23 protein-coding genes and 1 riboswitch are annotated in these 26,840 nt (G+C 70.9%); of the genes, 17 read left to right on the top strand and 6 right to left on the bottom strand.

What is annotated here, in order from left to right; translation table 11 throughout:
* Positions 1–75 precede the first annotated feature (75 nt).
* The 6 genes from hemQ to BK819_RS11180 all read left to right on the top strand — a co-directional run bounded on the left by hemQ (position 76) and on the right by BK819_RS11180 (position 5,698).
* Positions 76–753, top strand: coding sequence for a hydrogen peroxide-dependent heme synthase (gene hemQ, locus BK819_RS11205; RefSeq protein ID WP_256209451.1), 678 nt, complete (start codon positions 76–78; stop codon positions 751–753).
* Between the two features lie 5 nt (positions 754–758).
* Complete coding sequence (hemC, locus tag BK819_RS11200; RefSeq protein WP_071329215.1) at positions 759–1,760, top strand: hydroxymethylbilane synthase; 1,002 nt, start codon at positions 759–761, stop codon at positions 1,758–1,760.
* Positions 1,757–2,554, top strand: a complete 798-nt coding sequence (locus BK819_RS11195) for a uroporphyrinogen-III synthase (protein WP_071329214.1) — start codon at positions 1,757–1,759, stop codon at positions 2,552–2,554. The genes hemC and BK819_RS11195 overlap by 4 nt, the downstream gene beginning before the upstream one ends.
* On the top strand, positions 2,551–3,528 hold the full coding sequence (gene hemB / locus BK819_RS11190) for a porphobilinogen synthase (RefSeq protein WP_071329213.1): 978 nt from the start codon (positions 2,551–2,553) through the stop codon (positions 3,526–3,528). Before BK819_RS11195 ends, hemB begins: the two co-directional genes overlap by 4 nt.
* Before the next feature lie 96 nt (positions 3,529–3,624).
* Positions 3,625–4,947: a glutamate-1-semialdehyde 2,1-aminomutase gene (locus BK819_RS11185; RefSeq protein ID WP_071329212.1), complete on the top strand. Its 1,323-nt coding sequence runs from the start codon at positions 3,625–3,627 to the stop codon at positions 4,945–4,947.
* A gap of 301 nt (positions 4,948–5,248) precedes the next feature.
* Entirely contained in the window at positions 5,249–5,698 is a 450-nt protein-coding gene (locus tag BK819_RS11180; protein ID WP_071329211.1) for a hypothetical protein, read from the top strand.
* 50 nt (positions 5,699–5,748) lie between these two features.
* On the opposite strand, the gene BK819_RS16845 is transcribed toward BK819_RS11180, so the two are convergent.
* A complete protein-coding gene (locus BK819_RS16845; RefSeq protein ID WP_071329210.1) occupies positions 5,749–7,707 on the bottom strand; it encodes an ATP-binding cassette domain-containing protein in 1,959 nt (652 codons plus the stop codon).
* Positions 7,708–7,817: 110 nt separating this feature from the next.
* On the opposite strand from BK819_RS16845, the gene BK819_RS11170 reads away from it, so the two are divergent.
* The 3 genes from BK819_RS11170 (at position 7,818) to BK819_RS11160 (ending at position 13,102) form a co-directional block, all read left to right on the top strand.
* Entirely contained in the window at positions 7,818–8,879 is a 1,062-nt protein-coding gene (locus BK819_RS11170; RefSeq protein WP_071329209.1) for an enoyl-CoA hydratase/isomerase family protein, read from the top strand.
* Positions 8,880–9,071: 192 nt separating this feature from the next.
* Positions 9,072–10,799: an ABC transporter ATP-binding protein gene (locus BK819_RS11165; RefSeq protein ID WP_071329208.1), complete on the top strand. Its 1,728-nt coding sequence runs from the start codon at positions 9,072–9,074 to the stop codon at positions 10,797–10,799.
* Positions 10,796–13,102 (top strand): ABC transporter ATP-binding protein, encoded by a 2,307-nt coding sequence (locus tag BK819_RS11160; RefSeq protein WP_071329207.1) that lies wholly within the window; start codon positions 10,796–10,798, stop codon positions 13,100–13,102. Before BK819_RS11165 ends, BK819_RS11160 begins: the two co-directional genes overlap by 4 nt.
* 58 nt (positions 13,103–13,160) lie before the next feature.
* Here the strand turns inward: BK819_RS11160 and BK819_RS11155 are convergent, their stop codons facing one another.
* A complete protein-coding gene (locus BK819_RS11155) occupies positions 13,161–14,648 on the bottom strand; it encodes a D-alanyl-D-alanine carboxypeptidase family protein (protein WP_071329206.1) in 1,488 nt (495 codons plus the stop codon).
* A 70-nt stretch (positions 14,649–14,718) separates the two neighbouring features.
* Positions 14,719–14,828, top strand: a riboswitch (TPP riboswitch).
* Between BK819_RS11155 and BK819_RS11150 the strand changes: the two genes are divergently transcribed.
* From BK819_RS11150 to BK819_RS11130, 5 genes are all read left to right on the top strand, one after another.
* Positions 14,821–15,462 (top strand): ECF transporter S component, encoded by a 642-nt coding sequence (locus tag BK819_RS11150; RefSeq protein WP_071329205.1) that lies wholly within the window; start codon positions 14,821–14,823, stop codon positions 15,460–15,462. Its footprint overlaps the riboswitch before it by 8 nt.
* Positions 15,462–16,916, top strand: coding sequence for an ABC transporter ATP-binding protein (locus tag BK819_RS11145; RefSeq protein WP_177173829.1), 1,455 nt, complete (start codon positions 15,462–15,464; stop codon positions 16,914–16,916). The genes BK819_RS11150 and BK819_RS11145 overlap by 1 nt, the downstream gene beginning before the upstream one ends.
* Positions 16,913–17,704, top strand: a complete 792-nt coding sequence (locus tag BK819_RS11140) for an energy-coupling factor transporter transmembrane protein EcfT (RefSeq protein ID WP_071329204.1) — start codon at positions 16,913–16,915, stop codon at positions 17,702–17,704. Before BK819_RS11145 ends, BK819_RS11140 begins: the two co-directional genes overlap by 4 nt.
* A gap of 102 nt (positions 17,705–17,806) precedes the next feature.
* Positions 17,807–19,177, top strand: coding sequence for a glutamate decarboxylase (locus BK819_RS11135; RefSeq protein ID WP_071329203.1), 1,371 nt, complete (start codon positions 17,807–17,809; stop codon positions 19,175–19,177).
* A gap of 9 nt (positions 19,178–19,186) precedes the next feature.
* Positions 19,187–20,659 carry an amino acid permease gene (locus tag BK819_RS11130; RefSeq protein ID WP_256209450.1) on the top strand — a complete coding sequence of 491 codons (1,473 nt, stop codon included), beginning with the start codon at positions 19,187–19,189 and terminating at the stop codon, positions 20,657–20,659.
* A gap of 12 nt (positions 20,660–20,671) precedes the next feature.
* Here BK819_RS11130 and BK819_RS11125 read toward each other — a convergent pair whose 3' ends face one another.
* Positions 20,672–21,397, bottom strand: coding sequence for an aminoglycoside 3'-phosphotransferase (locus BK819_RS11125; RefSeq protein ID WP_071329202.1), 726 nt, complete (start codon positions 21,395–21,397; stop codon positions 20,672–20,674).
* A gap of 132 nt (positions 21,398–21,529) precedes the next feature.
* On the opposite strand from BK819_RS11125, the gene BK819_RS11120 reads away from it, so the two are divergent.
* Both BK819_RS11120 and BK819_RS11115 read left to right on the top strand, forming a co-directional pair.
* A complete protein-coding gene (locus BK819_RS11120) occupies positions 21,530–22,288 on the top strand; it encodes an SDR family NAD(P)-dependent oxidoreductase (protein ID WP_071329201.1) in 759 nt (252 codons plus the stop codon).
* 79 nt (positions 22,289–22,367) lie between these two features.
* On the top strand, positions 22,368–23,201 hold the full coding sequence (locus tag BK819_RS11115; RefSeq protein WP_071329200.1) for an NAD(P)-dependent oxidoreductase: 834 nt from the start codon (positions 22,368–22,370) through the stop codon (positions 23,199–23,201).
* A 72-nt stretch (positions 23,202–23,273) separates the two neighbouring features.
* Here BK819_RS11115 and BK819_RS11110 read toward each other — a convergent pair whose 3' ends face one another.
* From BK819_RS11110 to BK819_RS11100, 3 genes are all read right to left on the bottom strand, one after another.
* Entirely contained in the window at positions 23,274–24,023 is a 750-nt protein-coding gene (locus BK819_RS11110; RefSeq protein WP_071329199.1) for a sulfite exporter TauE/SafE family protein, read from the bottom strand.
* Positions 24,020–24,607 carry an ankyrin repeat domain-containing protein gene (locus BK819_RS11105; RefSeq protein WP_256209449.1) on the bottom strand — a complete coding sequence of 196 codons (588 nt, stop codon included), beginning with the start codon at positions 24,605–24,607 and terminating at the stop codon, positions 24,020–24,022. The genes BK819_RS11110 and BK819_RS11105 overlap by 4 nt, the downstream gene beginning before the upstream one ends.
* Before the next feature lie 151 nt (positions 24,608–24,758).
* Positions 24,759–25,397 (bottom strand): bifunctional 4-hydroxy-2-oxoglutarate aldolase/2-dehydro-3-deoxy-phosphogluconate aldolase, encoded by a 639-nt coding sequence (locus tag BK819_RS11100; protein ID WP_071329197.1) that lies wholly within the window; start codon positions 25,395–25,397, stop codon positions 24,759–24,761.
* 132 nt (positions 25,398–25,529) lie between these two features.
* Here BK819_RS11100 and rlmN point away from each other — a divergent pair, with 132 nt between their 5' ends.
* Positions 25,530–26,819: a 23S rRNA (adenine(2503)-C(2))-methyltransferase RlmN gene (rlmN, locus tag BK819_RS11095; RefSeq protein ID WP_256209448.1), complete on the top strand. Its 1,290-nt coding sequence runs from the start codon at positions 25,530–25,532 to the stop codon at positions 26,817–26,819.
* The last annotated feature ends 21 nt before the right edge of the window (positions 26,820–26,840 follow it).

Genomic DNA, 26,840 nt, shown 5'->3' with positions numbered 1-26,840 from the left:
CCCGGGCACCGCCCTCGCGTGCGGGCAGTATTCCCCTGATTAGCGGCTCCTCCGCAAAGGGGGCAGACTGGGATCATGTCCGACCTGCGCGAAGAGAACCCGTCCGGTTACACCCTCTGGGCCGTCTGGCGACGTAACCCCGACGCCCCCGTCACCGAGAACGATGCGACCGAGCTCGAGTCGATCGTCTCGCACGTCGAGGACTCCGGCGTCACCGTCCGCGGCTTCTACGACGTCTCCGGGCTCAAGGCCGACGCCGACCTCATGGTGTGGCTGCACGGCGCCACCGCCGAGGAGCTGCAGAAGGCCCTCCGCCGCCTGCGCCGCACCGAGATGCTGCGCTCGCTCCTTCCAGTGTGGAACGTCATGGGCGTCCACCGCGATGCGGAGTTCAACCGTGCGCACGTCCCCGGCTTCCTCCGCGGCATCGAGCCCAAGGACTGGCTCTGCCTCTACCCGTTCGTCCGCACGCCGGAGTGGTACCTCGCCCCGGAGAGCGATCGTCGTGCGATGCTCGCCGATCACGGGCGCAAGGGCGCGGCGTTCACCGGCGTCATCGCCAACACCGTGGCCTCTTTCGCCCTCGGTGACTACGAGTGGCTGCTGCCGCTCGAGGCCGACGAGCTGACCGATCTCGTCGACATGATGCGCGACCTCCGCTACACCGACGCCCGCATGTTCGTGAAGGAGGAGGTGCCCTTCTACACCGGGCGCCGCCTGCGCTTCGACGAGATCGCGGACGTGCTGCAGTAAGCGCCATGAGCACCCCCATCCGTCTCGGCACCCGTCGCAGCGCGCTCGCGCAGGCGCAGTCCGGTCACGTCGCCGCCGCGCTGGAGAAGGTCACCGGCCGCCGCGTCGAGCTCGTCCCGATCACCAGCGAAGGCGACACCAACCGCGCCTCGCTGTCCGAGATCGGCGGCCTCGGCATCTTCGCCACCCGGCTCCGTGAGGCCCTCCTCGCCGGCGAGTGCGACTTCCTCGTGCACTCGCTGAAGGACCTTCCGACCGCGGTGCCGGAGTCGCTCGTCATCGCGGCGACGCCCCGACGGGAAGACGCCCGTGATGTCGTGCTCACCCGCCACGGCATCCCCCTGCACGAGCTGCCCGAAGGGAGCGCCGTCGGCACCGGCTCCCCGCGACGCATCGCGCAGGTCCACCGTCGGGCGCCCCGTGCCCACGTCGTGGACATCCGCGGCAACGTCGACTCCCGCCTCGCGCGGGTGGCGTCCGGCGAGCTGGACGCCGTGATCCTCGCCGCCGCCGGACTCTCGCGGCTCGGCACGGACTCCCCGTTGCACCGCGAGGAGCTCGGCCTGGCGGAGTGGCCGACGGCGCCCGGCCAGGGGTCGCTCGCGGTCGAGACGCGGGCGGATGCGCCGGAGGAGCTGCGCGCGGCGCTGTCGGCGCTGGACCATCGGGAGACGCGGCTGGCGATCACGGTCGAGCGCGCCATCCTGGAGGGACTGGATGCCGGTTGTCAAGCCCCCATGGCGGCGCACGCGATCGTCCAGGGCTCCGAGATCCGCGTCAGGACGGTGGTCTACGCCCCGGACGGCGGTCGCCGGATCGGGCTGGACGTCACGGAAGCCCTGAACGGGGAGTATATTCATCGGAACGGCAGTGGCAATGGTGCGGATGCTGCCGATGGTGCAGACCCGATGCACGCAGCGCGTGAGTTCGGGCTCGCTGTTGCCCGTCGGCTGCTCGATCAAGGGGCGGCTGACCTCGTCCCTCAAGAGCACTCCGAATTGTCATGACCACTTCTGAAAGCAAGCAGGACCGACCGCTGGACGGCTGGCGCATCCTCGTGCCCCGTGGCGGCCCATGGGGTGACAGCGTCGCCGCGAGCCTCCGGGCCCTCGGCGCCGTTCCCGTCGTCGCCCCCCTCATCAACTTCGCTCCGACGACCGACCAGGCGACCCTCGATCGTGCGCTGGAGCAGCTCGCAGCCGGGGAGTTCGACTGGCTGACCGTCACGAGCGCGACCACGGTGGACGTCCTGTTCGCGCACCGCGCGGTCGTGCCCAAGACCACGAAGATCGCCGCGGTGGGCGAGACGACGGCCGCGGCGCTGCAGGCCGTGGGCTACGAGGTCGCCCTGGTCCCGGAGCAGGACAACTCCGCGCAGGGCATGGCGCAGCAGCTCATCGCCCTGGAGCACGAGCCGCGTCGCATCCTGGCCCTGCGCAGCGAGATCGCCAAGCCCGTCCTCAGCCTCCTCCTGTCCGACGCGGGGCACGACGTGCACGGCGTCGTCGCCTATCGCACGGTCGGTGTCCCGGTGACGGAGCGCATCCGCCGCGACGTCGAGAACGGCCGGATCAACGCGATCCTCATCACCAGCGGATCGGTGGCCGAGCAGGTTCGCGAGCAGTTCCCCGAGATCCCGGACGAGACGCTGCTCGCGGCCATCGGCCCGCGCACAGCCAAGGACGCCGAGCGTGCCGGTCTCCCCGTCTCGGTGGTCGCCGATCGGCAGACCATCGACGCGCTGATCGATGCCGTGTCGCAATTCACCCTTCCGCACGCGGCAGACGAGTTCGCGCCGTGAGCTTCCCCGACATTCGTCTGCGCCGACTGCGCCAGTCGCGCGCTGTTCGCGACCTCGTGCGCGAGACCTCCCTCGAGCCGCGTCAGCTCGTGCTCCCGCTCTTCGTCCGCGAGGGCCTCAGCGAACAAGTCCCCATAGGATCGATGCCCGGTGTCGCTCAGCACTCGATCGACTCGCTGCGGGCGGCCGCCGTCGAGGCCGCCGAGGTCGGAGTGGGCGGCGTCATGCTGTTCGGCGTTCCCGCGGTCCGCGACGCCCGCGGCTCCGGCGCGGACGACCCGCAGGGCATCCTGAACGTCGCTACCGAGGCGCTGGCAGCCGAGGTCGGCGACGCGCTCGTCGTGCAGACCGACCTCTGCCTCGACGAATTCACCGATCACGGTCACTGCGGCGTCCTCGCTTCCGACGGCTCGGTGGACAACGACGCGACCCTGGAGCGGTACGCCTCGATGGCCCTCGCCCAGGCGCGCGCGGGCTCGCAGCTGCTCGGGCTGTCCGGGATGATGGACGGCCAGGTCGCCGTGATCCGTCAGGCGCTCGACGCCGAGGGCTTCACCGACACCCTCATCCTGGCGTACGCCGCGAAGTACGCCAGCGCGTTCTACGGCCCGTTCCGCGAGGCCGTGGACTCGCAGCTCCAGGGCGACCGCCGCACGTATCAGCTCGACCCCGGCAACCGTCGCGAGGGCGTACGGGAGGCGCTGGTCGACGAGGATGAGGGCGCCGACATCGTCATGGTGAAGCCGGCGATGGCCTTCCTCGACGTGCTGCGCGAGGTGCGCGACGCCGTGACCGTCCCGGTCTGGGCGTACCAGGTGTCGGGCGAGTACGCGATGATCGAGGCCGCCGCCGCGAATGGCTGGATCGATCGGCGTGCCGCGGTCCTCGAGTCGCTGCTGTCGATCCGCCGGGCGGGCGCCGATGCCGTGCTGACGTACTGGGCCACCGAAGCGGCCCGCTGGCTGCGCGGCTGAGTCTTCCTGCTGCCTGCCGGCGGCCTCCGGGGGAGACGCGGCGGGTTAGCCTGGAAGGGATGCCGGGAGAGTTCCGTGCATCACGGAGGAGCCTCGATGACCGACCGCAATGACGACCTTTTCTCTGCCGCCCGAGCGGTGATCCCCGGTGGGGTGAACTCTCCGGTGCGCGCCTACGGGTCGGTCGGCGGGACGCCCCGGTTCCTCGCTTCGGCGCGTGGTGCCACCGTGACCGACGCCGCGGGACGCGAGTACGTCGACCTCGTCGCTTCCTGGGGCCCCGCGCTGCTCGGACACGCGCAGCCCGAGGTCGTCGCCGCGGTGCAGGAGGCCGCCGCCCGGGGGCTCTCCTTCGGCGCTCCGACCGAAGGGGAGGTCGAGCTCGCGGCGCTCATCGCCGACCGCGTCCGCTTCGGTGAGATCCGTCCCGTCGAGCGCGTCCGTCTCGTGTCGACCGGCACCGAGGCCACGATGACCGCGATCCGTCTCGCCCGCGGCGCGACCGGCCGCGATCTGCTCGTGAAGTTCGCCGGGCACTATCACGGCCACTCCGACGGCCTGCTCGCGGAAGCCGGGTCCGGGGTGGCCACGCTGGCGCTTCCCGGTTCGGCCGGCGTGCCCGCGCCGATCGCCGCGCAGACGCTCGTGATCCGCTACAACGACCCCGAGGCGCTCGCCGCCGTCTTCGCCGAGCACGGCCCCCGCATCGCGGCCGTCATCGTCGAGGCCTCGGCCGCGAACATGGGCGTCGTCCCTCCGCTGCCGGGCTTCAACCGCCTCATCGCGGAGACCGCGCACGCCCACGGTGCTCTGATGATCCTCGACGAGGTCCTCACCGGCTTCCGGGTGCATCCGGCCGGCTTCTGGGGCCTCCAGGCGGCGGCCGGAGAGGACTACCTGCCCGACATCCTGACGTTCGGCAAGGTCGTCGGCGGCGGTATGCCGCTCGCGGCCCTCGGCGGTCGTGCCGAGGTCATGGACCTCCTGGCGCCCCTCGGACCGGTCTACCAGGCGGGCACGCTCTCCGGGAACCCGCTGTCCGTGGCTGCGGGCCTGGCCACGCTCCGCCTCGCGACGCCCGAGGTCTACGCGACCGTCGATGCCGCCGCCGCTCGGGTCTCGTCGGCGCTGGACCGCGCGCTCACCGAGGCCGGGGGGACCCATGCTCTGGCCTCCGCCGGCAACCTCTTCAGCGCCTCGTTCCGTGCCTCCGCTCCGCGCGACTACGCCGAGGCGCAGGCACAGGAGTCGTTCCGGTACGCGGCGTTCTTCCACGCGATGCGCGAGCACGGCGTCGCGCTGCCGCCGAGCGTCTTCGAGGCCTGGTTCCTCACCGCCGCCCACGGCGAGGACGAGCTCCAGCGCATCGAGGCGGCCCTGCCGCACGCCGCCCAGGCGGCCCAGACCGCGCGTCCCTGACCACTGCTCCCACGGCTGCCGGGGAGGTTCGTTCGCGTGAGAACAGGCACCCGCGCGGGGACAGGAACCCTTTGACCCCGTTGCCTGATCTCTCGTGAACGCCTGCAGGCTCGAGGGGCGTCGGCATCAGGCCTTCGCGCGGGGTCAGGCGTACGCCCGCGGCAGCGCCTGTTCTTGCGCGGCAGCCTGTTCTCGCGAAGGAGCCGTGCGTGCGGAGCGTGGGGGATTCCGACAAGGGATCGTTGCGTTCCTGTGAGCAACTTCCAGCCAACCGGGAGGGCGGCGCTGGCAGACTGGGGGCATGGTGACGTTGTTGCTGGACCAGACGCAACTCGAGGTCGTGCTCTCGCCCATCGAACGTGCCGCCACCTTCCACCGCGAGAACGTGCGCATCGTGCGCGACACGATCACCAAGGTCCAGCTGACGGATGACGCCTGGACCTGGCTTCGCGGGGTCCCCAATCCGGGTACCCACATCCCGGGCGTCCTGGCAGCCGGGAGCTGGAAAGCGGCAGGCAGCCTCGACTTCGTGCTGATCCGCCGCCGACGCCCCAGCGTGGTCGTCGATCTCGAAGGCGACCCGCAGTACAACCGTCTGATCCTGACTACACGGCACGGCCTCGCGCTGACGCAGGCGCTCCGCCTTCCGGTCTCCGAGGAGCCCGCAACGGTCGAGGAGATCGTCGCCACGGCCCCGACGCCGGTCTCGAAGGGCCGTCGCCGGCCCGTCATCCGGCCCCGCCCGGCCTGAGGTCGGACGCAGAACGCCCTCCCGATCGGGAGGGCGTTCGTGTGCGCGGTTCAGCCGTGGTTCTCGTCGGAGCGCGCGCTGTGGTCTTCGTCCGCATCGGTGTCGGGCGCCTGATCCTGGTCCGGAGCATGCGCACCGGACTCTTCCGAGGGCTCGCCCTCCGAGGACGCCTGCTCTTCGGGCGATGCGGCCTCGGCGGGGGCGTCGCCCTCCCCGGAAGCGAGCGGGTAGTCCCGGGGCTCGTCCTCGTAGTAAGCGCGGGCGGCGGCGGCGAGCATGGAGCTCACGGCCGCGGATCGCGGGTCCTCGTCGTCGCTCGCGGGGTCGAACCCGTCTGCCGGCTCCGTCGTGTCGGCGGTCGCGCCCTCGTCGTTCGGGGCGGCCGCGGTTTCGAGTTCGGAGAAGAACTCCACGCCCGCGGGGCCCGCCTCGTCGGCTGCGGACTCCGCGTCCTCGGCGCCGATCGAGCCGTCGGCGGCGTCGATCTCAGACGGAGCTTCAACAGCCTCGGCCTCGGCGCCCTCTGCGGGGAGGGACGCGTCGGGCGTCGTCTCGTCCGACTCTCCTGGGGTGGGAGCGTCCTGTCCCGCCGACTGCTCGGGCGACGTGCGCGCCTCCCCGGCCTTCGTGTCTTCGTCTGCCATCTCGGCGGAGGATGCCGCGAACAGGGCGGCGAAAGAGCGTCGCGGGGACTCGGTCGCGGACACCGGCGCGGGAGTGCCGGAGAGGATGTCGTCGAACGAGCGCGAGGAGTCGGACTTCGCATCGGACGCGGTGTCGGGCGTCGCGCCCGTCTCATCCTCGGGTTCGGGCAGCGTCAGCGCGACGGTCTCCTCGACGACGGGGACGACCTGGGTGGCGTCGTCGTTCGCAGCGGTCTCGACCACGGTCACGAGCGGGGTCGTCGCGTCGTCGGCCGGGCCCTCGGCTCCCACCGCCTCGTCGTCGTCGGACTCGGTGGCCGCGGCGTCGCCGGGGGTCTCCGTGCTGAGATCGTCGGCGAGAGCCGCGGCACCGCCGGCGGCGAGAGCGGAGGCGGCAGCTCCGGCGGCCGCTTCGCCCGTCGCGGACTCTGCCGCGTCCTCGGGCTGATCGAGTGCAGGCGCCGTGTCGAATCGACCGCCGCGCATGAGGTCGATGAACACGTCCTCCAACGTCGGACCGCGCTGCACAAGGGTGCTGAGAGCGATGCCGGCGTCCGCCGCAACGGCGCCCACCCGGCTCGCGTCCGTCCCCCGCACGGTCAGACCGGAGCGGAGCACCTCGATGTCGAATCCCGCGGCGACCAGGGCGGTCGTGAGGCCGGGACGATCGACGGAGTCGACCACCACCGAACCGCCGGCCGGGTCGGCCAGCGTCTCGATGCCGCTGGACAGCACGAGGCGTCCCTTGGAGAGCACGAGCACGTGGTCGGCGACCTGCTCGATCTCGCTGAGCACATGGGAGGAGACCAGGACCGTCCGGCCTTCGTCGGCGAGGCGACGCATCAGCAGGCGCATCCAGCGGATGCCCTCCGGGTCGAGACCGTTCGCCGGCTCGTCGAAGACGAGCGCTCCCGGGTCGCCGAGGAGTGCGTGGGCGACGCTGAGGCGCTGGCGCATGCCGAGCGAGAATCCGCCGATGCGGGTATCTGCTTCGCCCTCCAGGCCGACGAGGGAGATGACCTCGTCGACGCGCGCCAGGCGGATGCCGTTGGCCTTCGCGGCGATCGTGAGCTGACGGCTGGCCGTGCGGCGCGGCCGGTAGGCCGTCTCCTCCAGCACCGCGCCGATGGTGCGCAGCGGCTGACGCAGCTCGGCGTACGCGACGCCGCCGATCGTTGCGGTGCCGGACGTGGCGCGCACCTGGCCGAGCAGGATGCGCAGGGTCGTCGTCTTACCGGCGCCGTTGGGGCCGAGGAAAGCGGTGACCGCGCCGGGCTCGACCCGTGCGGAGAAGTCCGAGACGGCGGTCACCTCGTTGAAGCGCTTCGTCACATTCGTGAATTCGAGCACCTGTCCTTCGGGCATCCGGGACCTCTCGTTGCGATGAACAGTTCCTCCTATCCTGCCGGAAAACCGCCCCGGAACCCGCATTTCGTGCGGAATCCGGCCGCACGCGACGGGGTAGCCTGGCACCCGTGACCGATACCCCCGCCGCGCCCCGTGTCCTCATCCGCACCGAAGGAGCGCTCGGGCGGCTCACGCTCAACCGCCCTGAGGCGATCAATGCGCTCGACGAGGACATGATCGCGGATATCACCGCGGCGCTCGCCGGGTGGCGCGACGACTCCGACGTCCAGATCGTCCTCATCGACGGCGAGGGCGAGCGTGGGATGTGCGCAGGGGGCGACGTGCGCCGCCTGCACAGCCAGATCACCTCGGGTCATCCGGAGCAGTCCGCGGAGTTCTTCCGCCGGGAGTACGCGATGAACGCCATGATCGCGGAGTATCCGAAGCCCGTCGTCGCGCTCGCCGACGGCATCACGATGGGCGGCGGCATCGGTCTCGCGGGGCATGCCGCGATCCGCGTGGTCACCGAGCGCTCGAAGCTCGCCATGCCGGAGACCCGGATCGGCTTCACGCCCGATGTCGGCGGCACGTGGCTGCTGGGGCGGGCGCCGGGGCGCCTCGGCGAGTACCTCGGTCTCACCGGGACGACGATGAACGGTGCCGATGCCGTGTACGCGGGATTCGCCGACCACTTCGTCCCCTCCGACCGCCTCGATGCCCTTCGCGAGGCTCTCGCCTACCGCGCCGACCCGACGAGCCCCAGCGAGATCGTCCTGCTGTTCGACGAGACGCCGGAGCCGTCTGCGCTCCCCGCCGCGCGGGAGTGGATCGACGACGCCTTCGCCGCCCCGACCGTCCCCGAGATCCTGGAGCGGCTCCGCGCGCTCGGCACCGACGAGGCGGCGGCCGTCGCCGACCTGCTCGACGGGCTGGCCCCGACCGGGCTCGTCGTCACGCTCGATGCGGTGCGGGAGGCCCGGGAGATGACCGGGCTCCGCGCCGCGCTGGAGGGCGAGTACCGCCGAGTGCTCTGGTTCGTGAACGAGCACCCCGATCTCGTGGAGGGCATCCGCGCGCAGCTCGTGGACAAGGACCGCAACCCGCGGTGGCAGCCCGCCACCCTTGCCGAGCTCGGACCCGACGCCGGGGCTCCCGCCCGCGACTACGTCCCGCAGCCGGCGCTGTTCTGACGCGCGCCTCGGCGTCGAGCCCCCCAAACAGATAGACAACGGTGACGCGTTAGCGGTTCGCTCTGAGCGAAGGTCCTCCCGGAGGGGGATCCGAATGTCGCCGCTTCGTGGCACCCTGTCCTATGGCCGGTCGTCGGTCGGCATCCGTCTGCCGGGAGATCCGCCACCTCCTCCTTCCGAGAAAGTACGCCTGTGCTGGGAAAACTCCTCCTCCGATATCTGTCTCGCTACAAGTGGCTCCTCGTCGCCGTGCTGGTCTTCCAGTTCGCCAGCGCGGCCGCCACCCTCTACCTGCCCCGCCTCAACGCCGACATTATCGACAACGGCGTCGCGCAGGGTGACACCGCGTACATCTGGCGCACCGGTCTGTTCATGCTGGCGGTGTCGCTCGGCCAGATCCTCGCCTCGGTCATCGCGACCTACTTCGCCGCCCGCGCCGCGATGGGGGCGGGTCGCGACATCCGCGCCGACGTCTTCGGCAAGGTCAGCGGCTTCTCCGAGCGCGAGGTCTCGCAGTTCGGCGCCGGTTCCCTCATCACCCGCAACACGAACGACGTGCAGCAGGTGCAGATGCTCGCGATGATGGGCGCGACCATGCTCGTCACAGCGCCGCTGCTCGCGATCGGCGGCATCATCTTCGCCGTGCAGACCAATGCCGGGCTGAGCTGGCTGATCGCCGTCTCCGTCCCGGTGCTGCTCCTGCTCGCGGCCCTCGTCATCGGACGGATGGTGCCGCTGTTCCGCAGCTACCAGGGCAAGCTCGACAACGTGAACCGCATCATGCGGGAGCAGCTCACCGGCGTGCGCGTGGTCCGGGCCTTCGTCCGCGAGCGCATCGAGGAGGAGCGCTTCCGCGGCGCGAACACCGACATCATGGTCGTCGGCCGCAAGGTCGGCTCGCTGTTCGTGCTGCTCTTCCCACTGTTCATGCTCATCCTCAACGTGACCGTGGTCGCCGTCATCTGGTTCGGCGGCATCGAGGTCAACAACGGCACCGTGCAGGTGGGAACGCTGTTCGCCTTCATGCAGTACATCGGTCAGATCATGGGCGGTGTCATCATGGCGAGTTTCATGGCGATGATGATCCCGCGCGCCGCCGTCTCAGCCGAGCGCATCGGCGAAGTGCTGAACACCGAGTCGACGATGACCCGCCCGGCGGATGGCGTCACCGCCTTCCCGGCACTGGGAGCGGTCGCGTTCGACGACGTGGAGTTCACCTACCCCGGCGCCGACGCCCCGGTCCTCACCGGCATCAGCTTCGCCGCCGAGCCGGGCGAGACCGTCGCGATCGTCGGCTCCACCGGATCGGGGAAGACTACGCTCGTCTCGCTCATCCCGCGCCTGTTCGACGTCTCGGGTGGTGCGGTGCACGTGGGCGGCACGGACGTCCGCGACGCCGACGTCGAGGCGCTGTGGGACAGCATCGGCCTCGTGCCGCAGCGCCCCTTCCTCTTCACGGGCACCGTCGCGTCCAACCTGCGCTACGGCCGCGAGGACGCCACCGACGAGGAGCTCTGGCACGCGCTCGAGATCGCTCAGGGGCGCGACTTCGTGGAGGAGATGCCGGACGGCCTCGACTCCCGCATCGCCCAGGGCGGCACGAACGTGTCCGGCGGCCAGCGACAGCGCCTCGCGATCGCGCGCGCCCTCGTCCACCGGCCGCAGGTGCTCGTGTTCGACGACTCGTTCTCCGCGCTCGACCTCACCACGGACGCCCGGCTGCGACAGGCGCTCTGGCGGGAGCTCCCGCACGTGACGAAGATCGTGGTCGCGCAGCGCATCTCCACCATCACCGATGCCGACCGCATCGTGGTGCTGGAGGGTGGCACGATGGTCGGAGTCGGCACGCACGAGGAGCTGTTGGAGACCAGCGAGACCTACCGGGAGATCGTCGAGTCGCAGCTGGGGGTGGACGCATGAGCGAGCAGGACCCTTCGACAAGCTCGGGGAACCAGGGGGCAAGCTCCGGGACCCAGGGGGCCGAGACCCGGCGCCGTCGCGGACGGGGTGCGGCCGCCGCGCCCACGACCGAGCGGGAGCTCACTGCCGAGGAGCAGTACGAGGCCGAGCTCGCCGAGCACGCACGGCAGAACTCCGGCGACTGGGACAGCGTCGCACCGGGCAAGGCCGACCACTTCGGTCCGAGCTTCGCCCGCATGATCGGGCTGCTCAAGCCCTCCGCGGTCTGGTTCGTCTTCGTGTCGATCCTCGGAGCGATCGGGGTCGTGCTGACCGTCGCCGCCCCGAAGGTGCTCGCCGAGGCGACGAACATCGTCTACCGCGGCTTCATCTCCATCCAGCTCGGCCAGCCCAGCGGCGACTTCCCGGGATTCCCGGCAGGGACGCCGCAGGACGTGGTGGTCGACGCCCTGCGCGACGCCGGACAGACCGACTTCGCCAATCAGGTCGGAGCGCTCGGCGACTTCCGGGTCGGCGACGGCATCGACTTCGACGCGCTGCGCTGGGTGATCGCCGCCGTCCTGGCGATCTACGTCGTGGCCGCCTTCCTCAGCTGGCTGCAGGGGTACGTCATCAACGTCATCATGGTCCGGACCATGTGGCGCCTGCGGGAGTCCGTCGAGGCGAAGATCAACCGGCTCCCGCTGGCGTACTTCGACAAGGTGCAGCGCGGCGAGCTGATCTCCCGCGTGACGAACGACATCGACAACATCACCCAGACCATGCAGCAGTCGCTGTCCGGTGCCCTCACCGCCGTGCTGACGGTGATCGGCGTGCTCGTGATGATGTTCTCGATCTCGTGGCAGCTCGCCCTCGTGGCGCTCGTGGCACTCCCGCTCATGGGCGTGATCTTCGGCGTCATCGGACCGCGGTCGCAGAAGGCCTTCGGCACGCAGTGGCGCAAGGTCGGCCGGCTCAACGCCCGGGTCGAGGAGGCCTTCTCCGGCCACGCGCTGGTCAAGGTGTTCGGCCGTGAGCAGGACGCTCTGGACAAGTTCAAGGCCGAGAACGAGGAGCTGTTCCAGGCGAGCTTCAAGGCGCAGTTCCTCTCCGGCATCATCATGCCCGCGATGACCTTCGTCGGCAGCCTGACCTATGTCGGCATCGCGGTGCTCGGCGGCCTCATGGTCGCGAGCGGGCAACTGCGCCTCGGCGACGTGCAGGCCTTCATCCAGTACTCGCAGCAGTTCACGCAGCCGCTGTCGGAGCTGGGCGGCATGGCCGCGGTCGTGCAGTCCGGCACCGCGTCGGCGGAGCGGGTGTTCGGCCTGCTCGATGCCGACGAGCAGGAGGCCGACGACCCTGATGCCCCCGCGCTTCGCGAGGGGGAGGGCGTGATCGAGTTCGAGAACGTCTCGTTCTCGTACTCGCCGGAGCGGCCGCTCATCACCGATCTGTCGTTCCGCGTCGAACCGGGACAGACCGTCGCCATCGTCGGGCCGACCGGCGCCGGCAAGACGACGCTCGTGAACCTCATCATGCGGTTCTACGAGCTCAGCGGCGGGCGGATCACGCTCGACGGTCAGGACATCTCGACCATCACGCGCGACGAGCTGCGGTCCCGCACCGGCATGGTGCTCCAGGACCCCTGGCTCTTCGCCGGGAGCATCCGCGAGAACATCCGCTACGGGCGCTCGACCGCGACGGACGAGGAGGTGCTCGCCGCGGCGAAGGCGACCTACGTCGACCGCTTCGTGCACGCCCTTCCGGACGGGTACGACACCGTGCTCGACGAGGACGCGTCGAACGTCTCGGCCGGTGAACGCCAGCTCATCACGATCGCACGGGCCTTCGTGGCGCAGCCGTCGATCCTCATCCTGGACGAGGCCACATCGGCGGTCGACACCCGCACCGAGCTGCTGCTGCAGCACGCGATGGCCGCGCTCCGGCAGGGGCGCACCTCGTTCGTCATCGCGCATCGTCTGTCGACCATCCGCGACGCGGACCTCATTCTCGTGATGGAGCACGGTGACATCGTGGAGAAGGGCACGCACGACGAGCTCATCGCGGCGCAGGGTGCGTACTGGCGCCTGTACCAGTCGCAGTTCGAGCAGGCGGCGACCGACCTCGACGCCGAAGCCGCGCTCACCGGCTCCTCGCCGGTCGTCGTGACCGGCGACGCGGACGAGGAGGCGAGCGCGCAGGAGCAGGCGACGGACGCGGTGGCCGGAGCGGCGGTCGGCGCCCAGCTCCCGGCGGCCGAGACCGCAGCGGCTCGGGCACTCCTCGACGACGGCGCTGACGGCTCCACGTCTCCGTCCTGACCCGCCTCACGAACGACGCCCCACTCCGGATCCGGAGTGGGGCGTCGTTCGTCAGCGCTCAGTCGTCTCCGGCGATGCCGAAGAGCTCGAGGGGGTGGGTGAGTCGCCACCACGGGCTCGGACCCTCCAGGTCCTCGTCGAGGACGAGGGCGGTCTCGGTGCTGTCGACGGGACCGGTCGTGGTCAGGGTGCCGACCGTCCCGTCCGCTTCGCGTTCCTCTCCGAGATCGAACACCGGCGTCGCCGTCGCGCTCGCTCCGTTCCACAGCACGACATCGGCGTCCTCACCGGCGACCACATCGACGCGCTCGCCCCAGACGGTGAGGACGCGCCCGACCACCGTGCCTGCCGGGACGGCCGGGCCCTGGGCCTGCAACGCTGCCTCCGTCTGAGCGAACAGGGCGCGGGTGAGGGCGAGGCGCGCCTCGTCGTCCTCCTGGTTCAATGCCGCGGCGTAGAGCCGGACCGTCGCGTCGCCGATGACGACGTCCTTGGCGGTCAACAGGTTCCAGCCGACGAGGGTGCCCGTCTTGATGCCGACGACTCCCGGATCGGCGAGCATGTCGTTCGTGTTCTCGACCGTCCCGGCCCCGGGCAGGTCGACGGACCGGGTGCCCACGATCTCGGCGAACACCGGATTCCGCATCGCCATCTCGCCCAGGGCCACGAGGGCCTCCGGGGTGGCGACGTTGCGCTCGTCGAATCCGGACGGCGTGACCACGGTGATGCCGGAGAGCCCGCGCTCGCCGAGCCAGACCTCGGCCGCGGCGGCGAACTCGCGGTCGGACCCCCAGATCTCCGACGCCAGCCGGTCGATGTAGTTGTTCGCCGAACCGAGCAGGGTGCCCTGCAGAAGCTGGTACTCGGTCAGCACTCCGCCCACCGGCACATCGAGCGCTGACTGATTGGCGATCCGATAGTCCCAGTAACGGATGCTGTCGGCGTAGGTGAAGGAGAACTCCGGGCCCTGTTCGCCGGGGGCCAGCGGCAGCCGGTCCAGCACCATGAGACTGCTGACGACCTTCGTGATGCTCGCGATGCTCACCGGAGCGGTGGTCGACGCCGCGGTGGTCATCCCGGCGATGCCGACCGCCCCGTCGCCGACCGCCGGCCAGGCGAGCGCGGCGGTGGGGGCGGCGACGGGGGTGAACTCGACCGCCTGGACGGTCGGGGCGATCTCATGCAGCGGCCAGAGCAGCGTGGTGCCGGCGTACGAGGCGACGAGGCCGGCGAGGACGCCGAGGGGGACGAGCAGGCCGGGTCCGGCGATCGCGGGCCGCAGCCGGGCGTCGCGCAGCAATCCCGTCTCCTCCTCCGTGCCGGCCGAGGCATCGAACTCGGGCGTCGATGAGGCCGCAGCGACGATCGACGGGTCCACCCAGGTCAGTGCGGTCGGCGGTGCCGAGGCATCGGCCCACGCCGCGGCTTCCGGAACCGGACCCGGATGATCGACCGCGGGCGCGGCGGATGCGGGTGCGGAGTCTTCGGGCCGCGCGTCGACGCCGACGCCGCCGGACGCCTCTTCAGGGGGATCGGAAGCGGTCACTCGCTTACGGTACCGAATCCGGCCCCGAATCCGCCGTGCGCGGGGCGGGACGCGCGGACGGTAGGATCGACAGCACAACCACGGGAGTCCGGCGAGCCGGGCTGAGAGGGAGCGAATCGCGCTTCGACCGTCGAACCTGATCTGGGTCATGCCAGCGCAGGGAGGAGTTCACATGAGTACGTCCACGTCCGCATCCCCGTCGAGGAACACCACGGCCGCTCCGGCGCGAGGCTACCTGCGCTGGCGCGTCATCGATATCGTCGTCGCCAGCGTCCTCGGTGTCGCCGCCGGTCTGATCTTCCTGGCCTGGAACGTCGGATACCTGGGGCCGAAGGCCCTGCTCGAGCCGTTGCTTCCCGGCCTCCAAGGGCTCCTCGACGGCCCGTGGCTCTTCGCGGGTGTGCTCGGCGGGCTCATCATCCGCAAGGCGGGTGCCGCGATCTACGTCGAGCTGCTGGCCGCCGTCGTCTCGGCGCTCATCGGCAACCAGTGGGGCGGCTTCCTCACGCTCGAGGCGGGTCTCGTGCAGGGTCTCGGCGCCGAGCTGGTCTTCCTGCTGTTCTTCTACCGCCGCTGGTCGCTGCCCGTCGCGATCCTCGCCGGGGCCGGTGCCGCGCTCGCGGGCGGCATCAACAACCTCGTCCTCTGGTATGCCGGCTCCGGTCCCGCCTTCACGACGATCTACCTCGTCAGCACCGTGATCTCCGGGGCGGTCATCGCCGGTGCGCTGTCGTGGGTGCTCGCCCGCGGCATCGCGGCGACCGGGGCTCTGGACCGGTTCGGCTCCGGGCGCGAGGCACGCGTCCGCGTCTGATGTCCGCGCAGTTCGCTCCCGCCGGCGTCGAGGCCCGTGGCTGGGGCTGGCGACACGCGAGCCGCCTCGCCTGGGCGCTGCGCGACGTCTCGTTCCGCATCGCGCCCGGCGAGCGCGTGCTCGTGCTCGGCGCCTCCGGTGCGGGGAAGTCGACGCTGCTGCACGGGCTCGCGGGTGTGCTCGGCGGTGAGGAGGAGGGGGAGAGCGAAGGCGCGCTGCTCGTCGACGGCGAACCCGCTGCGGCGGCCCGCGGGCGGGCCGGGCTCGTGCTCCAAGATCCCGACTCGCAGGTGATCCTCGCCCGTGCCGGCGATGACGTCGCCTTCGGGTGCGAGAACCTCGGGGTGCCGCGTGCCGAGATCTGGCCCCGCGTCGAGGCCGCGATGGCCGGCGTCGGACTGGACGTGCCGCTCGATCACCCGACCGCGGCGCTCTCCGGCGGTCAGAAGCAGCGCCTCGCCCTGGCCGGCATGCTGGCGATGGGTCCCGGGCTGGTGCTGCTCGACGAGCCGACGGCGAACCTCGATCCGGAGGGCGTGCGCGAGGTCAGGGATGCGGTGGAGCGGATGCTCGCCACGCGTCCCGCCACCCTCGTGGTCGTGGAGCATCGGCTCGAGGTGTGGTTGCCGCTCCTCACGCGGGTCATCGTGCTGGGTGCCGGCGGGGTGGTGGCGGACGGCACTCCTGCGGACGTGCTCGGTGCGCAGGGCGAGCGCCTGGCCGCGGACGGCGTCTGGGTGCCCGGCCGGCCGCCCGCCGAGCCGTCGGCACCGCGGGCGGCTCCCGGGGAGGTGCTGCTGTCGGCGCGCGGCCTCGCGGTCGCACGGGTGAAGGGGCGTCCGGTGGCACACGGCATCGACCTGGAGGTGCGTGCGGGTGAAGCCGTCGCGATCACCGGGCCCAACGGTGCAGGCAAGTCCACGCTGGGTCTGACCCTCGCCGGACTCCTCCCTCCCGTCAGCGGCGCCGTGTCCGCGGCCCCGGTGCTCGCGCAGGGCGCGGATCCGTCCCCGATCCGCTGGGCTTCCCGCGAACTCCTCACGCGGATCGGGATGGTGTTCCAGGAGCCGGAACATCAGCTCCTCGGCAAGACGGTGCGCGAGGAGCTCGCGGTCGGCCCCCGCGCCCTGGGTCTTTCCGAAGGCGAGATCGAGGCCCGTGTCGACGAGCTGCTCCACCGGCTGCGGCTGGCGCATCTGAGGGCCGCGAACCCGTACACGCTCTCGGGTGGAGAGAAGCGCCGGCTCACGGTCGCGGCCGCGATCGCCACGCGACCCCGGGTGCTGATCCTCGACGAGCCGACGTTCGGTCAGGACGCCCGCACCTGGGCTGAGCTCGTCGCGATGCTCGCCGCCCTGCGGGACGAGGGTTCCGCGATCGTCACCATCACCCACGATCTCGACGTGGTGCGCGCCCTGCACGCCACGCGGTTCGCGCTGGGGGCGTCGGCATGACGGCTCTCGCCCCCGCGCCCACCCGCACCGGCGTCGTCGCCCGGATCAATCCGGTCGCGAAGCTCGGGGTCAGCGCGCTCATCGCCGTGCCGCTGGTCCTCACCCTCGACCCGGTGTCGGCGGCTGTCGCGCTGGTGCTCGAAGCGGTGCTGTTCCTCTTCGCGGGCATCGGCTGGCGGGAGTTCTGGGTGCGCACGTGGCCGGTCTGGCTCGCGGCGCCGCTGACCGGTCTCACCATCGCCCTCTACGGCGAGACGAGCGGCACCGTCTACGTCGACTGGTTCGTGCTCCGCATCAGCGAGGGGTCGCTCGCGCTCGCCGTCGCCACGATGCTCCGGGTGCTCGCGATCGCCCTGCCCTCGGTGGTGCTCTTCATCACGGTCGATCCCACGGACCTCGCCGACGGCCTCGGGCAGATCCTTCGGCTTCCGGCCCGTTTCGTGCTGGGTGCGCTCGCCGGCCTGCGCATGGCCGGACTGTTCCTCGACGATTGGCGCGCCCTCGAGCTCGCCCGCCGGGCGCGCGGCGTCGCCGACCGCGGACGCATCCGCCGCTTCATCGGCATGGCCTTCGCCCTGCTTGTGCTGTCGATCCGCCGCGGCGCCAAGCTCGCGACCGCGATGGAGGCACGCGGCTTCGGGGCGGCGGGACGGCGGACGTGGGCGCGGGAGTCGCGCTTCGGCGCGCCGGAGTGGATTCTGCTCGCCGTCGGGGCCGCGATCTCCGCGACGGCGATCGCCGCTGCGGTCGCGACCGGCGCCTGGAACTTCATCCTCGGGCCGTCCTGACCCTCACCCCTTTCGGACGAGGGCCCGTAGAGGTGGCGCGAGTGGCCGGTCTAGCGTCCGCTGGAGACAGTGCCAATCGACACCGACCGAAAGGGACGTCCCATGAGCATCTCCTCCGCCGACGACCAGCCGCTCTTCACGCGGCCGGGTGAGGCCACCGTCGCACCGCGACACGTCATCCCGGATTCCGAGTCGCTTCCCGCGACGGCGAAGCAGATCGTCGAGGACGAGACCATCCTCGACGGCAACGCGCGCCTCAACCTCGCCACCTTCGTCAGCACCTGGATGGACGACGAGGCGAAGCAGGTCTACATGGCCTCCTTCGACAAGAACATGATCGACAAGGACGAGTATCCGCAGACCGCCGCCATCGAGGACAACTGCTGGCACATGCTCGCGAACCTCTGGAAGGCGCCGGACGCGGCGAAGAGCATCGGCACCTCGACCATCGGCTCCTCCGAGGCGTGCATGCTCGGCGGTCTCGCGTTCAAGCGTCGCTGGCAGCAGGCCCGCCGTGCCGCCGGCAAGGACACCTCCACGCCGAACCTCGTGATGTCGAGCGCCGTGCAGGTGTGCTGGGAGAAGTTCTGCAACTACTTCGACGTCGAACCGCGCTACGTGCCCATCAGCGAGGAGCACAAGACGCTCGACGGACACGACCTCGAGAAGTACGTGGACGAGAACACCATCGGGGTCGTCGCCATCATGGGCGTCACCTACACCGGCATGTACGAGCCGGTGGCCGAGATCGCCGCGGCGCTGGATGCGATCCAGGAGAAGACGGGTCTCGACATCCCGATCCACGTGGACGGCGCCTCGGGCGCGATGATCGCCCCGTTCCTCCAGCCCGACCTGGTCTGGGACTTCCGGTTGGAGCGCGTGCACTCGATCAGCACCTCGGGGCACAAGTACGGTCTCGTCTACCCCGGTCTCGGCTGGGTGGTCTGGCGCGACGCGCAGTGGCTGCCGGAGGACCTGGTGTTCCAGGTGAGCTATCTCGGCGGGGAGATGCCGACCTTCGCCCTGAACTTCTCCCGCCCTGGCGCTCAGGTGCTGCTGCAGTACTACCTGTTCCTCCGCCTCGGGTTCGAGGGCTACCGGGCCGTGCAGCAGGCCTCGCAGGACGTGGCGAAGTTCCTGTCCGCGGGGATCGCGAAGCTCGACGCGTTCGAGCTGTGGAACGACGGGAGCGACATCCCCGTCTTCGCCTGGCGCCTGAAGGACGGGCACACCGACAAGTGGACGCTCTACCACCTGCAGGATCGGCTCCGGATGCGCGGCTGGCTCGTGCCCGCCTACCCCATGCCCGCGGATCTCCAAGACCTCACGGTGCAGCGGATCGTCGTGCGCAACGGGCTCAGCATGGATCTGGCCGCCGAGCTGCTCGACGCCATCACCGCCGAGGTGGCCCACCTCGACGCGCTCACGGCTCCCATGCCGTCCGACCACCCCGACTCGGCGTTCCACCACTAGGGGGCCGACATGTCCGCCCCGCAGTCCGGTGCCACCGGCGCCACCTCCACGCCGCGCATCTCCCGTCCCGCCGTCGCCGTCCTCGGCATCGGCCAGCTCGCCCTGCTCACCCTCGTCGTCGTGGCGAGCCTGCGGTCCCTGCCCGCGATGGCGATCTACGGCCTCGGCAGCATCACGCTGTACCTCATCCCCGCGGTGCTCTTCCTCGTCCCCACCGCCCTCGTCGCCGCGGAGCTCGCGACGGGCTGGAAGGGCGGGGTGTACGTGTGGGTGCGCGAGGCCCTCGGCAACCGGTGGGGCTTCACCGCGGTGTGGCTGCAGTGGATCCAGAACGTCGTCTGGTTCCCGACGCAGCTCGCGTTCGTGGCCGGCGCTCTCGCCTTCGTGTTCCTCGACCCCTCGCTGTCCAGCTCCGGGTTCTTCACCGCCGTCATCATCATCGTCTGCTACTGGGGCGCCACCCTGGTCACCCTCCGCGGCGGCGATCTCTTCGCCAAGCTCGGCTCCTGGGGCGGCATCCTCGGCACGCTCTTCCCCGCGGTGCTGCTCATCGTGTTCGGCGCGGTGTGGGTCTTCAGCGGAGAGAAGAGCCAGGTGCCGCTCGAGGCCTCGGCGGTGATCCCGCCGTTCACGGGTCTCGCATCCATCGTGCTGATCGTGTCGAACGTGCTGGCCTACGCCGGCATGGAGGTCAACGCGGTGCACGTGAACCAGATGAAGGATCCGGGCAAGGGCTACCCGCGCTCGGTGTTCCTCGCCGCCGGCCTCATCCTGCTCGTCTTCATCCTGCCGACCATCGCGATCGCAGTCGCGGTGCCGAAGAAGGAGCTCGGGCTGACGAACGGCATCATGCTCGCGTTCGGGGAGTACTTCGACCACTGGGACATGGGGTGGGCGACGGCCGTGGTCTCCGCGCTCATCGCCGCCGGTGCCCTCGCCTCGGTCGTGACGTGGGTCGCCGGTCCGTCCAAGGGCGTGCTGGCGGCGGCGGAGACGGGGCTGCTCCCGCCGCTGCTGCAGAAGCGGAACAAGGCCGGGGTCCAGTCGGGCATCCTCATGCTCCAGGGGACCATCGTCACGATCCTCGCGGCGATCTTCATCATCGTGCCCAACGTCAGCGCGGCCTTCGTCGCGCTGATCGACATGGCCGCCGCGCTGTACCTCATCATGTACATGCTCATGTTCGCCTCGGCGATGGTGCTGCGGCGGAAGGCACCGGACGTCCCCCGTGCCTACCGCGTGAAGGCCCTCCCGTTCGTCGCCGGGGTCGGGTTCTTCGCCTGCCTCGCGGCGTTCCTGCTCGCCTTCATCCCGCCCGACGGCTTCACCGCGTTCCCGGCGGCCGCGTACCCGTGGATCGTCGGGGCGGTGATCGTCGTGCTCGGCGCCCCGCCGCTGCTCTTCTACGCGCTGCGGAAGCCCTCGTGGGATCGGCGCCCCGCCGACGGGAGCCTCTTGAGCGACGCGCACCCGGAGGCGTGAGCCGGGGCGGGATCAGGTCTCGTTCCAGAGGCGTCGGTAGTACTCCAGCCGGACGTGGTCGGGCTCGACGCCGTAGGCCGCGATGAGGGTGTCCTCCCAGCCGGGTCCGAAGTTCCACAGCGTGCTCATGGCGGCGACGGCGATGTCCGCCCATCGGTCGGCGACCCCGAGCGCGGCGAGGTCGACATGGGCGAGCGGGTGGCCGTCGTCGTCGAGCAGGGTGTTCGGCAGGCACGCGTCGCCGTGGCAGACCACCAGCCGGTCGACCGACGGCGGCGTGTGCAGGTCGGTCGGCACCAGCGTGCCGCGGGCGGCCGCGTTCGCGATGCGCTCCGCCGGGCTCCACGTCCACGGGCACTCCGCGACGGGGAGGGCGTCGTGCAGCAGGCGCAGGCCGAGCCCGACTGCGCGGACGGCGGTCTCGGGGGACGACGCCCAGCGCGGATCCACCGCACTGCTGCCGGGGAGGGCCGCGGTCACGAGCCACTCGTGCGCCTCATCCTCGCCCTGGGAGAGCACCTCGGGCACCGTGATCCAGGTGCGGGCCCAGCGCATCCGCTCGGCCTCGTCACGCATGTTCGCCTCGGGATCGCGGGGACCCCATTTGATGTAGCGGCCGTCGTCCGTGCGGAAGGTCAGGCCGCCGATCGCGTTGCGCCACACCGGGGTCAGCCCGGCCCCGGCGGCGAGTTCGCGCACCCGGGCGGGGATCTCGACGGAGGCTGCGGGAATGCTCACCTCCTCATCCTGCCCGACCTCCGTGTCGTAGGCTCGGGTCGACGCGGCGGGCCTGCGGTGACACCAAGAACCGCATAGGCTGGGACTGCGTTCCAGGCATGTCGCACGACGACGTTCGAAGGAGAACTTCAGATGCAGATCAGCGGACAGGGTGCCCTCGTCACCGGCGGCGCCTCCGGACTCGGGCTGGCCGCCGCCCGTCGGCTCACCGCCGCCGGAGCCCACGTCACGATCATCGACCTCGGCTCGTCGAAGGGGGAGGAGGTCGCGTCCGAGCTCGGCGGTCTCTTCGTGCCCGCGGATGTGACGAGCGTCGACGAGGTCAAGGCCGCCGTCGCCGCGGCACAGGCCGCCGCACCGCTGCGGGTCGTCGTCAACTGCGCCGGCATCGCCCCGCCCGCCAAGGTGCTCGACCGGGACGGCACGCCCGCCGTGCTCGCCGACTTCGAGCGGATCGTGCGGATCAACCTCGTCGGCACGTTCAACGTGATCTCCCAGGCCGCCGCCGTCATCGCCGCGAACGAGCTGCACGACGAGGAGCGCGGCGTCATCGTCAACACCGCGAGCGTCGCGGCGTTCGACGGACAGATCGGGCAGCCGGCGTACTCGGCGTCCAAGGGCGGCGTGCACGCCATGACGCTGCCGATCGCCCGCGAGCTCGCCCGTCACGCCATCCGCGTGTGCACGATCGCCCCCGGCATCATGGAGACCCCGATGCTCATGGGGCTTCCGCAGGAGGCGCAGGACTCCCTCGGACAGCAGGTGCCGTTCCCCGCTCGTCTCGGACGCCCGGACGAGTACGCCGCCCTCGTGCAGCAGATCGTCGAGAACGGCTACCTCAACGGCGAGACCATCCGCCTCGACGGCGCCATCCGCATGGCCCCGCGGTGACCCCTCCCGGCTTCGAATCGCCCGAATGACCCGATTCGACCCGGAAATCCAGCCAATCAAGCGATTCGAAACGAGAACCATGAGCACACTCGCCGGAAAGACCATCCTCATGTCGGGCGGCAGCCGCGGGATCGGCCTCGCGATCGCCCTGCGCGCGGCCGCGGACGGGGCGAACATCGCGATGCTCGCGAAGACGGACACCCCGCACCCGAAACTTGAGGGCACCGTGCACAGTGCGGCCGAGCAGATCCGCGCCGCCGGCGGCCAGGCCCTGCCGATCGTGGGCGACGTGCGGGACGACGACCAGATCACCGAGGCCGTCATGAAGACGCAGGGCGAGTTCGGCGGGATCGACATCGTCCTCAACAACGCCAGCGTCATCGACCTCTCCCGGTCACTCGACCTCTCCGCGAAGAAGTACGACCTGATGCAGGACGTGAACGTCCGCGGCACCTTCATGCTCTCCCGGGCCGCCGTGCCCATCCTCAAGGACGCCGAGAACCCGCACATCCTCTCCCTCTCGCCGCCCCTGAATCCCACGCCGAAGTGGCTGGGCGCGCACACCGGGTACACGCTGGCCAAGTACGGGATGACGATGGTCACGCTCGGACTCGCGGCGGAGTTCGCGGCCGACGGCATCGCCGCCAACACGCTGTGGCCGCGCACGACGATCGCGACGGCCGCGGTGCAGAACCTCCTCGGCGGCGACAAGGTGATGGCCGCGAGTCGGACCGCCGACATCTACGCCGACGCCGCCTACGCCGTGCTCACCCAGCCGGCGCGCACGTACACGGGACAGTCGCTGATCGTGGAGGACGTGCTCGAGGCGAACGGCGTCACCGACTTCTCGGGCTACGCCGCCGTCCCCGGGACTCCGGACAGCGCGCTGTTCCCGGACATCTTCCTGGACTGATGCGCTTCGACAGGCTCAGCGACCCACGCTTGGGCCCCTGAGTCCGTCGAAGGGCTAGAGCCTGTCCAAGGGCTAGAGCAGCAGGTACACGGCGCCGAGGATCGTCAGCACGATCACGATGCGGTCGAAGAGCCGCTGGTCCAGGCGCCGCGCCACCCGCAGCCCGAGCAGCGCGCCGAGCACCACGAGCGGCGCGAGGATCGCATCGGTGAGCAGCACGGGCCCGGTGAACAGTCCGATGCCGGCGAGGAACGGCACCTTGATCACGTTGATGATCGCGAAGAACCAGGCGGAGGTGCCGAGAAAGACCTGGACGGGTGTCCGCGTGGCGAGGAAGTACATCGACATGACCGGCCCGCCCGCGTTGGCCACCATGGTCGTGAAGCCCCCGAGCGTGCCGTAGACGCCGGCCAGCAGCGCGCCGCCCCGCGCCGCCGCCTCCTGCTCCGCCCGCGCCTGCCGCCATCGCCGCCACAGCGTCACGGCGATCATCAGCAGCAGGGTCACGCCGATGGCGCGGCGCACGACCCCGTCTCCGGTCAGGGCGAGGAAGGCGAAGCCGAGGAGGAGTCCGGCCACGACCGCCGGTGCGAGCCGAAGCAGCGTGGGCCAGTGGGCGTGCCGTCGATAGGCGAGGAGCGCGAAGACGTCGCCCACCATCAGCAGCAGAAGTGTCGCCGCCGTGGAGGTGCGGGCGGGGAGGACCGCGGCGAACAGGGCGATCGCGAGGATGCTGCCGCCCGGAAGAGCGGTCTTCGAGATCCCGATGACGACCGCGGCCACGCCGAGCGCGGCCCAGGCCCAGGGATCGAGTGCTGTCACCGCCGGAGCTCAGCGGCGATGGCGTCGTACCCGCGGTCGGTCGCAAGGTCCAGCGGCAGCACCCCGTCGCCGTCGCGGATGGTCGCATCGGCGCCGCCGTCGAGGAGAGCGCGCACCACCTCGACGTAGCGGGCGGACCCATCGCCGAGCACGATCGCCTCGTGCAGGGCGGTCCAGCCGAGGTTGTTGATGTGATCCGGATCGACTCCCGCGTCCAGCAGGATCTCGACCGTCGGCAGCAGGCCGCGCTCGGACGCGGGGATCAGCGCGGTGCCGCCGAAGCGGTTCGTGCTGCGGAGGTCGGCGCCGTGCGCCAGGGTCATCCGCAGGATCTCGTCATGCCCGCGGGCGCCGGCGTAGAGGTAGGCGGAGTCCTGGATGTCGTCCTTCGCGTTCACGTCGGCGCCGGCCTCGATCAGGAGACGTGCCGCGTCGACGTCGTTCGCCTTGGTTGCCGCGATCAGGGAAGTCATGCCGCCGTCGCCGCGGGCCTCGATGTCGGCACCCGTGTCGAGCGCGCGGCGGACGGCGTCACCGTCTCCCGCGGCGGCGGCGGCGAGCAGGTCGGACGTGGCGTCGGTCATGGGAACCTCCGGGATCGGTGCCGTGTGGGGCGACGAGGGTGCAGCGGTGCAGGCCGAGGCGAGGAGCAGTGTCCCCGCGAGCACGCCCACCGCCGCACTCCGCCGCATCCACATGCATCCGGTATACCAAATGATCCCGGAGGTCGACGGCTCAGCCCCGCGTGGCAGCGAGCGCGGCCGCGAAGCGCGCCGCGCGCTCCTCGATCTCGGCCCAGTCCGCGTTCGCGATCGCGGTGCCGTTCGCGAGGTCTCCACCGGCACCGACGGCGACCGCGCCGGCGGCGAACCAGTCGGCGAGGTTGTCGGGCTTCACGCCTCCCGTGGGCATCAGGGGGGCGTCGGGGAAGGGCCCGCGCAGCGCACCGAGGTAGGAGGGGCCGCCGAGGGAGGCGGGGAAGATCTTCACGACGTCGACGCCGAGTTCGAGGGCGCCCATGACCTCCGTCGGCGTCATCGCGCCGGTCATCACGACGCGGCCGGTGTCGAGCATGGTGCGCGTGAGGTCGGGGAGGGTTCCCGGGCTGACGAGGAACGCGGCACCCGCGTCGGCGGCCTGGGTCGCCTGCTCCGCCGTCGTGACGGTGCCGGCGCCGATGTACGCGGCGTCTCCGTGGCGGGCAATGAGCTCACGGATCACGGCCGGCGCGTCGGGGGTCGAGAAGGTCACCTCGATGCCGGAGACTCCGCCGCGGATGATCGCCTCCGAGGCCTCCAGAGCCAGCTCCGGCGACGGGGCGCGGAGGACGGCGAGGATGCCGGTGGTGCGGGCGCGGGCGAGACGTTCGGACATGCTGCTCCTTGATCGAGGGGGATGCGCCCATTCTTCCGCACCGCAACTTGTCATTACAAGTAGTGTCGGCCCCGCTCCGCGACAGGGATCGTGCCCAGGCGCCTCCCACCCGCATCCCGGTACCCTGGAGGGATGGCCGAGAACCCCCGCACACCCGAGACGCGCCCCGCGACCGCGCCCGCGTCGTCCCGTTCGGGGGCGATCCGCGAGACGCGGGCCCCACAGGTGCGCCCCGCGACCGAGGGGTGGACCCAGAAGAAGGACGCCGAGGGGCGCCCCCTGCTGCAGTTCGCGAGCCCGAAGCGCGGCAAGCCGCCGGTCCACCTCGCCGACCTCACCCCGGCCGAGCGCATCGACAAGGTGAAGGAGCTCGGACTCCCCGGGTTCCGCGCCAAGCAGCTCGCCACGCACTACTTCCGCCACTACACGTCCGACCCCGCGGAGATGACGGACCTCCCCGCCGGCATCCGCGACGAGCTCGTCGCCGGCATGCTCCCGCCCCTCATGACCGAGGTGCGGCGGCTGGAGACCGACCGCGGCGACACCATCAAGTTCCTCTGGCGTCTGCACGACGGCGCGCTCGTCGAGTCGGTCCTCATGCGCTACCCCGGCCGCATCACGCTGTGCGTGTCGAGCCAGGCCGGCTGCGGCATGAACTGCCCGTTCTGCGCCACGGGCCAGGCGGGGCTGACGCGCAACATGTCCACCGCCGAGATCATCGAGCAGATCGTCCGGGCCAATCGGGCCATCGCGAACGGCGAGCTGGGCGGCAAGAAGCGCGACGATCACAGCATGGAGCGCGTCTCGAACATCGTCTTCATGGGCATGGGGGAGCCGCTCGCCAACTACAAGCGCGTCATGGACGCGGTGCGCACGATGGTCGCCCCGCAGCCCGACGGTCTCGGCATGAGCGCCCGGGGTATCACCGTGTCGACGGTGGGACTCGTGCCCGCGATCCGCAAGCTCGCCGACGAGAACATCCCCGTCACGTTCGCCCTGTCGCTGCACGCCCCCGACGACCACCTGCGCGACGAGCTCATCCCCGTGAACTCGCGGTGGAAGGTCGACGAGGCGCTCGATGCGGCCTACGACTACTACGCCAAGACCGGGCGCCGCGTGTCCATCGAGTACGCCCTCATCAAGGACATGAACGACCATGCGTGGCGGGCAGACCTCCTGGCGGACAAGCTCAACCAGCGCGGTCGCGGGTGGGTGCACGTGAACCCGATCCCGCTGAACCCGACGCCGGGCTCGATCTGGACCTCGTCGGAGAAGGACGTCACGGACGAATTCGTGCGGCGGCTGAACGACGCCGGCATCCCGACGACCCTCCGCGACACCCGCGGCAAGGAGATCGACGGCGCCTGCGGGCAGCTCGTCGCGACGACCGAGGACGAGGCTGCCGCCGCGGCGATGGCCTGACCCCGGTTCGAATCGCTCACC

It is taken from the genome of Microbacterium sp. LCT-H2 (assembly GCF_001866135.1).
Classification (GTDB): Bacteria; Actinomycetota; Actinomycetes; order Actinomycetales; family Microbacteriaceae; genus Microbacterium.
This window is presented reverse-complemented; position numbering and strand designations above follow the sequence as displayed.